The sequence below is a fragment of the Candidatus Rickettsia mendelii genome, from assembly GCF_057543435.1.
In genome coordinates this window covers 52,373-65,720 of sequence record NZ_BTGX01000009.1, presented here as the reverse complement: position 1 = coordinate 65,720, position 13,348 = coordinate 52,373, and the positions used below count along the sequence as shown (strand labels likewise).

The window sequence follows — 13,348 nt, the reverse complement described above, 5'->3', positions numbered from 1 at the left end:
GAAAAAATGAAAATCATTTGTTAGATATAGAAGACATAGTTTTATTATGCAAAAGATCGTTCATTCATTGAATCTATATTTAATGTTCTAAAAAAGTCTATGAATCTTAGAGCATTCAAAGCACAAATTACCTATGAACCTCCTATTCTATATCATTCTTGTGTTAATACTTACAATATAAAACTAATATTTTTAATCTCTCTATTCCTAACTTCTATCTATTTTTATCCTTACCTAATATTATCACAGTTAAGGAGATTCTATACATGTCCAAAACTTAAATATTATAACTGACTTTTGGCAATTGTGTTAACTCCCTAACCACAAAATGGTTTGTTTCTCTTTGGTGGTTGAAACTTAAGCAATTTAAGTTTAATGAATCACGAGTAACCTACATATCACATTAAAATAATAAGACTTTACCTAAAATCGTATTAGAATTTACTACAAAAGAAAATGTAAAAAATCTAAAAAGTATTATTACTGCTTTGTTATAAATATCTGTAACAAGAGAAAATATAGCGATGCTAGGTAAATTCATTAAGTATTACATAGATCTAATATCATTTATGCGGAAACAGGAATCCAGTAAATCATGTAATGAATAAAACTGTTTTTTTAATCTTAATAGTTATTACGTTTTTAAGTTTTTTTTGGATTCCCTCTTCCGCATAAATGACATCAAACCATACAACAACATACATAATAATATAGGCTTTGCTCCACGAGCTAACACTTTTCTATCTACATCCACTACAAATAAAATTTGATTTTTCCTCACTAAGCTTATATTTTAATTGAAAGTATAATATGAGAATTTATGTCAAGTATAGATAAAGAGAAAGCTATTGCCGCAGCACTTGCACAGATTGAAAAAAACTATGGCAAGGGCTCGGTAATGAAACTCGGGCAGCGTCCAAATGTTGATATAGAAGCCCTATCTACTGGTTCACTTGGACTTGATATAGCGCTTGGAATTGGCGGCATGCCTAAAGGGAGAATAATCGAAATTTTTGGTCCTGAAAGTTCAGGTAAAACTACTTTAACACTACATTTAATTGCTGAAGCACAGAAAAAAGGCGGTACATGTGCTTTTATTGATGCTGAGCATGCTCTGGATCCTGCTTACGCCAAAAAATTAGGTGTAGATATTGATGAGCTTATTATTTCACAACCTGATACTGGAGAACAAGCTTTAGAAATTACCGATACTTTAATTCGTTCAGGCGGTATTGATATGGTAGTAATAGATAGTGTTGCAGCTTTAGTGCCGAGATCAGAAATCGAAGGAGAAATGGGAGATGCACAAATGGCATCTCAAGCAAGGTTAATGAGTCAAGCACTACGTAAACTTACCGCATCAATTTCCCGTACTAACTGTATTGCTGTCTTTATTAACCAAATCAGGATGAAAATAGGCGTAATGTTCGGCAGCCCTGAAACTACAACTGGTGGCAATGCCTTAAAATTTTATGCTTCAGTAAGGGTAGATATAAGACGAATTGGTTCGATTAAAGATAAAGAAGAAGTAATAGGTAGTCAAACTAAAGTAAAAGTAGTTAAGAACAAGGTATCGCCACCGTTTAAAACCGCAGATTTTGATATAATGTACGGCTCAGGTATTTCAAAAGAGGGAGAAATAATTGATCTTGGAGTTAAACTTGATATTATCGAAAAATCAGGTTCTTGGTTTTCTTATAAAAATATACGTATTGGCCAAGGACGCGAAAATGTTAAACAATATTTAAAAGAGCATCTAGAAGTCTCTAACGAAATCGAGAAAATAATACGTGAAAAATCATATAAGATTAATAATATCAATTTTGATCAAATAGAGGAAGTAAAATGATTGATCTAACAGGGAGAACATCTTTAATCACAGGAGCTTCAGGTGCTATAGGTGGAGCTATAGCTAAATTATTTCACAAGCTAGGAAGCCATGTAATTATTAGTGGTAGTAACGCAGAAAAACTAAAAGCCATTGGAAATAGCTTACAAGATAATTATACAATAGAAGTGTGCAATCTTACAAACAAGGAAGAATGTAGCAAATTAGTAGCCAAGGCTGCAGAATTAGATATTTTAGTGTGTAATGCCGGTATTACTAGGGATATGCTAGCAATTAGAATGAAAGACGAAGATTTTGATAAAGTTATTGATATCAATTTAAAAGCAAATTTTATTTTAAATCGTGAAGCAATAAAAAAAATGATGTCTAATAGATATGGACGTATTATTAACATATCTTCAATAGTCGGAATCTTAGGTAACCCAGGGCAGGTTAATTACTGTGCTTCTAAAGCAGGATTAATTGGCATGACTAAATCATTATCATACGAAACTGCAACTCGTGGCATTACAATTAATACAGTAGCACCAGGTTTTATTAAGTCAGATATGACTAATAAACTAAATGAAAAACAAAAAGAAGCCATATTACAAAAAATTCCGTTAGGGACTTATGGTATGCCTGAAGATGTAGCAAACACAGTCGCATTTTTAGCGAGTGATCAAGCATCATATATTACCGGTCAAACTATACATGTAAATGGTGGAATGTTAATGGTATAACAAAATTAACAGTAAATTGCAAAGCGAACCTGCACAGCGTATACTAAATATCTGAGTATAAGCAAGTCTTGCAAAATTTAGTGTTAATACTTTACTGATTAAAGATATAAAAAATTAATAAAATTATTTTCTACTAGCATAAAATAATTTTTTATGTTAGAAGTTTTTTTAAAAATAAAGTGTTGTGAATATTTTAAATTAATATTTATACATTCAAAATAGCTACAGTGCGTTCTCGATCGCTTCATGTGAGATAAGTTTAAAGACAAGCTAGCTATATGTATAAAAATACGTTAACATAGGTGAGTCCTAGAAAGTTTGCTTATATCAAGTGATCAAGTAATATGCTGTATAGCAGTCATTGTTTAATTAGGTTTTTAATAAAATCTATTTGAATATGGCATATAAAAACTTATTTAAAATGATTTATGGAGTTCAAAATGATGAATACAATAGACAATATCGAACAGAAAATTATTGAAATGGTTGCTGAAAAGCTAAATAAAGATAAGTCGACAATAACTACTGATTCAAAGTTTATAGAAGATTTGAAGGCTGATAGCCTTGATACTGTAGAGTTAATGATGGCAATAGAAGTTGAATATGGTATTGATATACCTGATGACGAAGCAACTAAAATTAAAACTGTAGCCGATGTTATAAAATACATTAAAGAACGCCAATCTCAATCTGCATAAGTTAAATTCCTATATAGATAATTAAAAATGTCGAATCAAAGAGTAAATAAAAGAGTAGTTATTACCGGACTCGGACTTGTTACCCCTGTTGGACTGAATGTTAGCTCATCTTGGAAGAATATTGTAAGTGGAGTAAGCGGTATAAAAACTATTACGGAATTTGACACTTCTAAACTTGCTTGTAAAATTGCTGGACTTATAAATAACTCACAAGAAGACGGATTTAAACTTGAAAATTTTACCCCTGCCGAGGATATAAATAGGTTAAGTAAAATGGATAAATTTATCCATTACGGAGCAGCAGCTGCAACTGAAGCAGTTGAAGATAGCGGCTGGCTACCAAATGATGAACAATCATGTGATAGAACTGGTTTAATATTGGGCTCAGGAATTGGTGGACTTAAAATGATTGAAGATACTTCTATAAAACTTTATAAAGAAAATAATGGTAAAGTTAATCCTTTCTTTATTCCTGCTTCGTTAATTAATCTTTTACCAGGTCTTATTTCTATAAAATATGGGTTTAGCGGTCCAAATCAGGCTGCAGTAACAGCATGTTCTACCGGTGCACATGCTATAGGTGATGCTATGCGCATGATAAAACATGGCTATGTCGATGTTATGATTGCAGGAGGTGCAGAAGCACCGGTCACGCCTGTTGGAATAGCAGGATTTGTGGCAGCTAGAGCACTTTGTACTAAATACAATAATAATCCTGAAAAAGCTTCAAGACCTTGGGATAAAGATCGTAGCGGTTTTGTTATGGGTGAAGGAGCAGGTGTTGTAGTTTTAGAGGAGTATGAACATGCAGTACGCCGTAGTGCTAAAATTTATGGTGAAGTGATAGGGTATGGTTCCACAGGCGATGCATACCATATGACAGCTCCTCATCCTAGCGGTAGAGGAGCTTATAGAGCAATGAGTGAAGCTTTAAAAGATGCCAATATTACTCCCGATATGGTCAACTATATTAATGCACATGCTACTTCTACTACTATCGGTGATGAGATCGAATTAAATGCAGTGCAAAAATTATTTTTAGAAACTAATCCAAAAATTTTAATGTCTTCTACTAAATCATCAATAGGACATTTACTTGGTGCTGCAGGAAGTGTTGAGTTTATCTTTTCAGCTCTTGCAATTAGAGATCAAATTGCACCACCAACTTTGAATTTAGAAAATTCTATGGATGAGGTTAAAATAGATTTGATAAAATTTAAAGCTAGAGAGGCTAAAATAGATTACGTACTATCTAATTCTTTTGGATTTGGTGGTACTAACGCTAGCTTAGTAATTAAGAAAGTTTGAGTCTGCATCGTCATTGTGAGGAAAAATTGCAAATCTTGACAAAGTAATCTATCTAGCTAAGAATGCTAGTTTTTAGTATTCCTTTTATTTTTGATTTCACACTCCTTTTAGTCGCTTGTAATGGCATTTAAGGTCATTCCCTGAGCCAAGTAATAACATTAAAATATATTTTCCTGTTCTACATGACTCCAATTTATTACATTAAAAATGGTAATCTAAGCTTTGCTGATAAAGTAATTTTATCTGATTTAGAGCTTTATTTATATAAAGGTGATAAGATTTGTCTTATAGGTCGTAATGGCTGTGGAAAATCAAGCTTAATGAAAGTAATATCAGGAGATTATGAACTAGATAATGGAGAACTATTTCAAGATCCAGCAATAACAACTGGATATTTAAGACAAGATATTTCTATCAAGACTAATCTGAATGTTTATGATTTTGTCTTGCAACAAACCAATAGTACAAAGAAAATAGATACATATCAAATTGATATGATTCAAGAAAAATTACAAATTAAAGGCACAGACAATCTATCTACATATTCAGGCGGTCAGCTTAGAAGAGCTAGCCTTGCTAAAGCTTTAATATTAGAGCCGGAAATATTATTACTTGATGAACCAACCAACCATCTAGATATTGAAACAATCGAGTGGCTTGAAGAATTTATTAAATCCTATAATGGTGCTATTATTTGCGTTAGTCACGATAGAACATTTCTCTCAAACGTTACTAATAAAATTTGGTGGCTTGATCGTGGAATATTACGTAAATCTGATAAAGGTTTTAAGTTTTTTGGTGAATGGCAATCAATTATCATAGAGCAAGAAGAAGCAATGCTCCGGAAATTAAATAAAAAACTATCTCTAGAGAATGAGTGGTTAAATGCTGGGGTTACTGCTAGACGCAAACGAAATCAAAAAAGGCTTGCACAGTTAAAAACACTGAGAACTCTGGCAAGTGAAAATACTAAAAAATTAGTTCATTCTAAGCAGAGAATACAGATAGAACTTACAGAGAATATAGCTAAAAGTAAGTTTATTATCGAAGCAGATAATATTACATTTAGTTATAACAATACCAAGATTATTAACAATTTTACTTTTCGCGTAAAAAAAGGCGAAAAAATTGGCATAATTGGCGCAAATGGCTCAGGCAAATCTACATTTATTAAACTACTAACAAAACAACTTACTCCTGAAAGCGGTAAAATTATATATGGTGGTAATTTAAATATTTCATATTTTGATCAACATAGAGAGAAATTAAACCTTAACCATACACTAAAACAAATTCTATGTCCTACCGGTGGAGATCAAGTATTTTTACCAAACGGTAAAACTATGCATGTTGCCGGCTATTTAAAACAATTTATGTTTAATCCTAAACTACTTAATGCCAAAACCTCTATCTTATCAGGTGGTGAAACTAATAGATTGCTACTTGCAAAAATGCTAATCAACCCTGGAAATTTATTAATTTTAGATGAACCAACTAATGATCTCGACATGGATAGTCTAGAAATTTTACTAGATACACTTGCAGATTACTCCGGTACTCTAATAGTAGTTAGCCATGATCGTGACTTCCTAGATAGGTTAGTCACTAGAACTTTAGTCTTCGCACAAGGTAAAATTCATGATTTAACAGGATATTATGAAGATTACAAACAATATTTTACTCCTAACTCTCAAGTGAAAAAACTTTCAAAACCTATAACTTCAATTCATACTTCAAAAAAGTTCCAAAATAAAAAATTATCTTATAAATATCAGCGTTTACTTGCAAAGTTACCAAATGATATTGAAAATCTGGAAACATCGATTGTAAATCTAGAAAAACAGCTTGAAGATGCTAATCTATATCTAGATAATACTCAACAATATAATCAAATTACTAACAAATTAATTAATGATAAAAAAAAATTAGATGAGTTGTTAAATCAATGGTTAGAAATACAAAATTAATAGAGAATATCAGATTTATAATATAGCAATGCAGTATTAGATGATGTCTTAAATAAAGTGAATAATACTAGACTTATAGGTAGCAAAAGGCAGAAAATGTGAAATACTCTAGATTATTGTATACCTTAAACTGACTTAATTATAAGCTATATAAAATAAAGTCAAAAATTTTTTTCTCTTTCGGTTACAATAATTGAATATATCTTTTTAAGAGTATAGTTAAAATCATCGTTAGTAACTACATAATCATACTCATTGGCATGTGATATTTCATTTTGTGCTGATTTTATACGTAACTTTATTGCTTCTTCACTATCGGTAGCTCTATTTTTCAAACGTTGCTCGAGCACCTCAATACTAGGTGGTAACACAAATATAGAAACAACCTTGGTAGCATTTTTCTTAATATTTCTTGCTCCTTGCCAATCAATATCAAATAAAACATCCAAACCTTGGGTTAATAGCATTTCAACATATTCTTTAGGTGTACCATAGTAATTATTATATATCCTAGCATATTCCAAGAATCTGCTTTGATTAATTAATTCTTCAAACTCAAGCTTAGTCTTAAAATAATAGTGTATCCCCTCTATTTCTCCTAAACGTGGTTTTCTTGTAGTTACAGAAATAGACAAACGTAAATTATTATCTATTTTTAGTAATTCTTTAGCTAAACGTGATTTACCTGCGCCTGAAGGAGAAGATAAAATTATAATAAACCCTTTATTTTTTGTTGTCATATTTTATGTTTTTATCTACAGGTACTGTTCTTTTTATTACTTCATCCATAGTACAGTTAAAGTATTTTGCTATTTTAAAGATTTTATCTATTTCAGGATTGAATTCACGACTAGCATCTGCTCTCATTATTCTACTAATAGTAGAATAAGGAATATCAGTAACTTGAGCAAGATATTTACGATCTATTTTTTTGTGTTTTAATTTTTCTTCTAAGAATTCTTTTACCTTAGTAGCAAGTGCCATGTTATATACCCCTGATAAATAAATAGTCTATGTATACTTCTTTTCTTTGAAGAAAAAAATATTCCTCTTCAAAGAAGGGAAACTAGAGTATCAAAGGTAAAATACATCAACCTTTTGATACAAATTAATTATATATTCCTGTTCAAGACTTAATTTCTACAATATTTTATCCAACTGAAAATTACCTAGATAATTTCTAAGTCCTTACAATATAACCAAATCACAAAGCATACGTTGTAATTACCATATTTAGAATGATTATTACAGAGCATTTTAGCAGCTTATGTAATTCTTTTTGTTGATTAAGTGATAGAGCACTATCATTTAATTCTAGAGTTTCTTACTTTGACTTCAGTAAAAACAATTCCTTTATTACATAATATAAATATATTCAGTAATAATACCGGAATAATTCTTTTTCATTATTACTCTTTAGGTAATAATATTTGTACAAATTCAATTTTAGATAGATCAGCTGCCATCTCCACTATAACATCATGTTCTGTAATTTTAGACACATAACCTACTAAAATACCTGCAGGGTAAATATTACCATGTCCAGAAGTTATTATCTCTTCGTCTGTTTGTACTAAGTGATTATTAGGCAAGTATAACATTTTACTATTATTATTATTACCTGCTAAAATAGCTTGTTCTCTTGAAGAATTAGCTTTAACAGGTATTCTAGAATTAACATCATTAATTAACATCACTTTAGCATAATTATTGCTTACTTCTATTACTTTTCCTATTAACTTACCTGCATTAATAACGACTTGATCAGCTTCTACGCCATGCTTTTTACCTGCAGAAATCAAAGCAGTTCTAGAAAAAGGACTGAAAGAAACACTTAGTAATTTAGCAGTAACATATTCAAACTCTTCTTCCTCAACAACTGCTAACAAATCTTTTAATGCAATATTTTCAGCTCTTACTGATTCTACTTCACTTTGTAGATGTTGTAATCTTGCTACTTCAAGTTTAAGTTCTATATTTTTCTGCTCCAAATCTCGAAAATAAACAAATTTTTGTGTTATTGAATTTATATACTCAAATATACCTTCATAAGCTGCTAAACTGGTTGATAATATACTACCAGCTACCTCAAGAGATATACTAGATATTTTTTTAGGCGTAGTAAAAAACAAATATAAAGATAATCCAAGGATAAATATGACAAAAAAACGCTTAAGAGTATTTAATATCATTCTTATTAATTCTAGTGAATTAGAAGAAATTTTTACTCTATTTGCAAGTATAGCCATTTTTAATCCTGTTTAAATAAAACATGTTTTAATTTTGTAAAATCTTCAAGTACTTTTCCTATTCCAAGTGCTACACATGAGAGTGCATCATCTGCAACTATCACTGGCAGTTTAGTGGCCTCACTAAGAATAAAATCAAGATTCCGTAATAACGAGCCACCACCTGTTAAAACGATACCCTTATCAACTATATCAGAAGATAACTCAGGAGGTGTTGCCTCTAGTGCTACTTTTACTGCTTCAACAATTTGACTTACAGGTTCAACTAGGCTATCAGCAATTTGTCTTTCATCCAATACCATCTCTTTAGGAATACCATAAATTAAATCACGTCCTTTAATTTCCATCATTCTAGATTCAACTTTTTCATCTACATAAGCAGTACCTATTTCATGCTTTATCTTTTCAGCAGTAGCCTCGCCTATCAATAAGTTATAGTGCCTTCTTATATATGAAATAATAGCTTCATCCATCTTATCACCACCAACTCTTACCGATCTTGCATATACTATTCCACCTAAAGATAAAACTGCAACTTCTGTAGTTCCTCCCCCAATGTCAATAATCATTGATCCTGTCGCTTCTGTTACAGGGAGGCCTGCTCCAATTGCTGCAGCCATAGGTTCTTCAATTAAATATACATCTCTACCGCCTGCACTTTCTGCTGCTTCTTGGATAGCACGACGCTCAACTGGTGTAGAACCAGAAGGTACACAAATAACAATTGTTGGACCAAAAAAAGAACGACGATTATGTACCATTTTAATAAAGTACTTAATCATTTCCTCTGCACCTTTAAAATCAGCAATAACACCATCTTTTAGAGGTCTTTTTGCTTCAATATCTGTAGGGGTACGTCCTAGCATCATCTTTGCTTCATGACCATAAGCATAAGGCACAAAAGCACCGTCTTTTTTTATTAAAGCAATAACAGAAGGTTCCCTAAGAACAATGCCACGATTTTTTTGATATACAATAGTATTTGCTGTACCAAGATCAATAGCCATACCAGGAGAAAATCCTTCTAAAAATTTCATTATCATTTTATTTTTTCTCTCTAAATTCTAAAATTTAATTTTTAAATATACAATCTAAATATACCTCTGATTAAATTAAAAGTTAATATAGTCGAATGTTTAATTTGGAAAAGAGCAAGGTGCCTCAGGGCTTTTGACAGCAGTGTAGTAAATCTACGTGAAGATCAAAAGCAAAAAACAACGACGCCAATTTTTCAAATTAAATAATTATACATTATTTAAATTTCCTTATAATGTAAAATAATAAAATTACTAATAAAAAATATTAGCAAACTAGGTAATAAAATAGCAGCCATTAAAGAAAGATTATTATAAGTAAGTATCTTCAGTAATATTTCCGATAATGAATATACTATAAAACCTGAAAATAAACCTAATATCAATGTTTTCTCTTGTGAATTATCATGCTGTTTAAGACTAATAAAACAACTTGCTAAAATTATAGTTGCCATCATCATTATAGGTTTAAATAATTGCTTGTAATAATAAATTTGATAATTAATAACTGGTAAACCTGAACTTAATAATTCATTAATTAATTTAGGTAAACCCCAAATAGAAACCATCTCAGGATGAATAAACTTATTCACTAGGCTATTGATGGATAAATTTGTCTGTATAGTTAAATTATTATAAGCTGTAGTACCTTCTTTTGTAAAAACCTTAACTCTATTTAAATGTAACATTTTATTTTCAATAATACCGTATAGTGCATCAATCCTTTTTAAAAAAGAGTTATTATTATCAATAAATAAAATTGTAATATTATTTAATTTTTTCTCAGCAACATTAATAAATTGTGTCTGAATGATTTGATTCTCATTATTTAACGCTTCAAAAAATAATAAACCAGATTTAGATATTATACCTTCATTTGGTGATTTGTTAGTCAATTTTGCTTCTAATAACTCATATTTCTGTAAACCTATGGTGCCGATAGGATTTAATATAGTCGTAAAAATTATGCCTGAAATTAAAGTTATAATACATGGAATAATAAGTACTTGCCAAATGTGAATACCGCTAGATAATATAGCCATTAATTCATTATTTTTTATTAGATTTCTAAGAAAAAATAACATAGCAGTAAAACTAATTAAAGAAGATACTTGGTTTAGCAGATAAGGAATTTTATATAAAAAAAACCGCCAAAAAAAACTAAAAGGAACATAAATATTTTTGAATTTTTGTAAAAGATCAAAAATATTTGATATAATTAACAACCAAATTAAAAGCAATAGGATGATAAAGAAACACTTAGAATATAATTTAGTAAGATACCCAGAAAGTGTTTTTAGATTAATCATTATAAATTCAGTTCTAATGCGAATTTAAATAAGAATCTGTGTGGTGGGTCTGGTAGGACTTGAACCTACGGCCACACCGTTATGAGCGGCGTGCTCTAACCAACTGAGCTACAGACCCTTTTTACTTGAAGGTTATATAATTATTATGAAGTTAAGTCTAGTAAAATTTTTATATTTTTAGGATTATTAAATAAAAAAGGTTGAGCTAACTAACTCAACCTTTTTTAATACTAAATTATATAGATAATTTTTACTTATGTATAACTGTTACAGCCCTACGGTTGTAGGCAAAAGCTTCCTCAGTATTACCCATCATAGCTGGTCTATCTTTACCGTAAGATATTGTATTTAATCTGTGATCTGCAATTCCCTTATGTACTAAAAATTTTTGCGCTGCTGCTGCTCTTTTTTCACCCAAAGCTAAGTTATATTCCCTGGTACCTCTATCATCACAATGCCCTTCAATAGTAGCTTTTATGTCAGGATGTCTTGATAACCAGCAAGCTTGTTTCTCTAACTCTTCTTTTGCTTTTTGCGATAAATCAGAGCTATCAAAAGCAAACCATATAGTATTACCTGTATGTTTCTCAAAATCTTTCATTAATGATGTTTCTTCTGATTGATTCACCATACCATCAAATTGTGCTAGTCTCTTTGTTTTATTACACCCTGCAAGCACAAACAATGTAAGAAAAGCTAACGTAATTTTTGTTATTTTCATAATTAAACTCCTTAGTTAATAATTGAATTCACTCTAGTTAGCAATAAGCTATATCGAGTAGTATATACCATTATTTCATTATTTAAAGTCTAAAATATTAGTTAAATATAATTACTCTTATATATATGTTGTAAAAATATCATTAGAGTTATTCTAAAACTCACTTGTAAACAGAAATTTTGGAGAAAACATTTCATTGCGATCTGCAAATACATAGACGCTCTAAGGATTCAAGTATCAAACCCTTGTCAAAATTATCTCTAGAAGTAGAGTTTCATTAAGAACTCTACATTTACCATCTCATTAGTGCACTTCCCCAAGTTAAACCAGCGCCGATAGCAGAAAATAATATAATATCACCTTTTTTAATATTACCTGAAGCTTTAAGAGTATTTAAAGCAAGAGGAATAGATGCTGCTGAACAATTAGCATGTTTTTCTACTGTCTTTACTATTTTATATTCTTCTACATTTAATAATTCAGCAAGTTTATTTATAATACGGATATTTGCTTGATGAGGAATAAAATAATTAATGTCTTTTATAGTAAAATTATTATTTTGTAATAACTCTTCTATAGAGTGTTGCATTTTCTCAATTGCATGACGAAATAATTTTTGCCCTTGCATAACTATTTTACCGCTGTTATTATTCATACCTACGCCGCCATTTGTATATAATATTTCGTAATCAGCTCCGCTTGAAAAGATATTACTATCTATTAAACCTGAATCATCATTGCTATGCTGTAATATTACGCTACCCGCCCCATCGCCGAATAAAACACAAGTAGATCTATCATTCCAATCTAACAACGAGGTCATTTTTTCAGCCCCTATAAGTAAAATAGTTTTATATTTACCTGATAAAATAAGAGAATGTGCTACCTGCAACCCATAAATAAAACCAGCACATACGGCTTGTAAATCAAAAGAAGGTACATTATTTAAGCCAAGATACCCTTGCAATTTAGTAGCAACAGATGGAAAACTATTATCGGGAGTAGTAGTACATATAATAATTAAATCTATATCATTTATGAATATACCAGCATCTGCTATGCTCTTTTCTGCTGATTTTAAAGCAAGATGAGAAGTATACTCAGTATCACTTGCTACATGGCGCTGCAAAATGCCAGTTCTTGTTCTAATCCATTCATCATTAGTATCAACAAATTTCTCAAGTTCATCATTACTAACTATTTTTGAAGGTAAGTATCCACCACAGCCAATAATTTTACAAGTCATAAATATTTAAGCTTTAAGCTATTTCTTCCCCAGATTCAGTTTTTTTTATTATTACTTGACGATTATTGTAAGTACCATCAACAAAAGAAATATGATGTGGAAGTTTATATTCTCCAGTCTGTGAATCAACTATTACGTTAACTTTACCAAGTGCTAAATGTGAACGCCTCATGTTACGTCTTGATTTTGATGTTTTCTTCTTTGGAACTGCCATTCAAACCTCTTTAATATTAATTATTCAAAT

General features: G+C 30.5%; 13 protein-coding genes and 1 tRNA gene. 5 read left to right on the top strand and 9 right to left on the bottom strand.

All coding sequences use genetic code 11. The annotated features are described in order from the left end of the window. The first annotated feature begins 820 nt into the window (after nt 1-820). The 5 genes from recA to AC27F4_RS01455 all read left to right on the top strand — a co-directional run bounded on the left by recA (nt 821) and on the right by AC27F4_RS01455 (nt 6,544). Nucleotides 821-1,849, top strand: coding sequence for a recombinase RecA (gene recA, locus AC27F4_RS01475; RefSeq protein ID WP_487061384.1), 1,029 nt, complete (start codon nt 821-823; stop codon nt 1,847-1,849). Further along, nucleotides 1,846-2,571, top strand: a complete 726-nt coding sequence (gene fabG / locus AC27F4_RS01470; protein ID WP_487061382.1) for a 3-oxoacyl-ACP reductase FabG — start codon at nt 1,846-1,848, stop codon at nt 2,569-2,571. Before recA ends, fabG begins: the two co-directional genes overlap by 4 nt. Before the next feature lie 428 nt (nt 2,572-2,999). Beyond that, nucleotides 3,000-3,269: an acyl carrier protein gene (gene acpP / locus AC27F4_RS01465; protein ID WP_487061380.1), complete on the top strand. Its 270-nt coding sequence runs from the start codon at nt 3,000-3,002 to the stop codon at nt 3,267-3,269. A 27-nt stretch (nt 3,270-3,296) separates the two neighbouring features. Beyond that, nucleotides 3,297-4,577 carry a beta-ketoacyl-ACP synthase II gene (fabF, locus tag AC27F4_RS01460; protein ID WP_487061378.1) on the top strand — a complete coding sequence of 427 codons (1,281 nt, stop codon included), beginning with the start codon at nt 3,297-3,299 and terminating at the stop codon, nt 4,575-4,577. A 182-nt stretch (nt 4,578-4,759) separates the two neighbouring features. Next, nucleotides 4,760-6,544, top strand: a complete 1,785-nt coding sequence (locus tag AC27F4_RS01455; RefSeq protein WP_487061376.1) for an ABC-F family ATP-binding cassette domain-containing protein — start codon at nt 4,760-4,762, stop codon at nt 6,542-6,544. Between the two features lie 161 nt (nt 6,545-6,705). Here AC27F4_RS01455 and gmk read toward each other — a convergent pair whose 3' ends face one another. The 9 genes from gmk to rpmF form a co-directional block, all read right to left on the bottom strand. Next, the gene (gene gmk / locus AC27F4_RS01450; protein ID WP_487061374.1) at nt 6,706-7,284 is read right to left on the bottom strand and encodes a guanylate kinase; all 579 of its coding nucleotides are present in this window, start codon (nt 7,282-7,284) and stop codon (nt 6,706-6,708) included. Further along, nucleotides 7,268-7,528 (bottom strand): helix-turn-helix domain-containing protein, encoded by a 261-nt coding sequence (locus AC27F4_RS01445; RefSeq protein ID WP_487061372.1) that lies wholly within the window; start codon nt 7,526-7,528, stop codon nt 7,268-7,270. The genes gmk and AC27F4_RS01445 overlap by 17 nt, the downstream gene beginning before the upstream one ends. 425 nt (nt 7,529-7,953) lie before the next feature. Next, a complete protein-coding gene (gene mreC, locus AC27F4_RS01440; protein WP_487061370.1) occupies nt 7,954-8,793 on the bottom strand; it encodes a rod shape-determining protein MreC in 840 nt (279 codons plus the stop codon). A gap of 2 nt (nt 8,794-8,795) precedes the next feature. Then, nucleotides 8,796-9,836: a rod shape-determining protein gene (locus AC27F4_RS01435; protein WP_487061368.1), complete on the bottom strand. Its 1,041-nt coding sequence runs from the start codon at nt 9,834-9,836 to the stop codon at nt 8,796-8,798. A gap of 212 nt (nt 9,837-10,048) precedes the next feature. After that, nucleotides 10,049-11,137, bottom strand: coding sequence for an LptF/LptG family permease (locus tag AC27F4_RS01430; protein WP_487061366.1), 1,089 nt, complete (start codon nt 11,135-11,137; stop codon nt 10,049-10,051). A gap of 41 nt (nt 11,138-11,178) precedes the next feature. After that, nucleotides 11,179-11,255: transfer RNA gene (locus tag AC27F4_RS01425), tRNA-Ile, on the bottom strand. Nucleotides 11,256-11,387: 132 nt separating this feature from the next. Further along, entirely contained in the window at nt 11,388-11,858 is a 471-nt protein-coding gene (gene pal, locus AC27F4_RS01420) for a peptidoglycan-associated lipoprotein Pal (protein WP_487061364.1), read from the bottom strand. A 292-nt stretch (nt 11,859-12,150) separates the two neighbouring features. Continuing rightward, nucleotides 12,151-13,104, bottom strand: a complete 954-nt coding sequence (gene fabH / locus AC27F4_RS01415) for a beta-ketoacyl-ACP synthase III (protein ID WP_487061362.1) — start codon at nt 13,102-13,104, stop codon at nt 12,151-12,153. Between the two features lie 13 nt (nt 13,105-13,117). Then, nucleotides 13,118-13,318 carry a 50S ribosomal protein L32 gene (gene rpmF / locus AC27F4_RS01410; protein ID WP_487061360.1) on the bottom strand — a complete coding sequence of 67 codons (201 nt, stop codon included), beginning with the start codon at nt 13,316-13,318 and terminating at the stop codon, nt 13,118-13,120. Nucleotides 13,319-13,348: the final 30 nt, after the last annotated feature.

Excerpts from the sequence above, each read along its gene's own strand:
- AC27F4_RS01430 (WP_487061366.1), bottom strand. The coding sequence starts at position 11,137 with ATGATTAATCTAAAAACACTTTCTGGGTATCTTACTAAATTATATTCT.
- AC27F4_RS01445 (WP_487061372.1), bottom strand. The coding sequence starts at position 7,528 with ATGGCACTTGCTACTAAGGTAAAAGAATTCTTAGAAGAAAAATTAAAA.
- fabF (WP_487061378.1), top strand. The coding sequence starts at position 3,297 with ATGTCGAATCAAAGAGTAAATAAAAGAGTAGTTATTACCGGACTCGGA.
- acpP (WP_487061380.1), top strand. The coding sequence starts at position 3,000 with ATGGAGTTCAAAATGATGAATACAATAGACAATATCGAACAGAAAATT.
- gmk (WP_487061374.1), bottom strand. The coding sequence starts at position 7,284 with ATGACAACAAAAAATAAAGGGTTTATTATAATTTTATCTTCTCCTTCA.
- mreC (WP_487061370.1), bottom strand. The coding sequence starts at position 8,793 with ATGGCTATACTTGCAAATAGAGTAAAAATTTCTTCTAATTCACTAGAA.
- AC27F4_RS01435 (WP_487061368.1), bottom strand. The coding sequence starts at position 9,836 with ATGATAATGAAATTTTTAGAAGGATTTTCTCCTGGTATGGCTATTGAT.
- rpmF (WP_487061360.1), bottom strand. The coding sequence starts at position 13,318 with ATGGCAGTTCCAAAGAAGAAAACATCAAAATCAAGACGTAACATGAGG.
- pal (WP_487061364.1), bottom strand. The coding sequence starts at position 11,858 with ATGAAAATAACAAAAATTACGTTAGCTTTTCTTACATTGTTTGTGCTT.
- fabG (WP_487061382.1), top strand. The coding sequence starts at position 1,846 with ATGATTGATCTAACAGGGAGAACATCTTTAATCACAGGAGCTTCAGGT.
- AC27F4_RS01455 (WP_487061376.1), top strand. The coding sequence starts at position 4,760 with ATGACTCCAATTTATTACATTAAAAATGGTAATCTAAGCTTTGCTGAT.
- recA (WP_487061384.1), top strand. The coding sequence starts at position 821 with ATGTCAAGTATAGATAAAGAGAAAGCTATTGCCGCAGCACTTGCACAG.
- fabH (WP_487061362.1), bottom strand. The coding sequence starts at position 13,104 with ATGACTTGTAAAATTATTGGCTGTGGTGGATACTTACCTTCAAAAATA.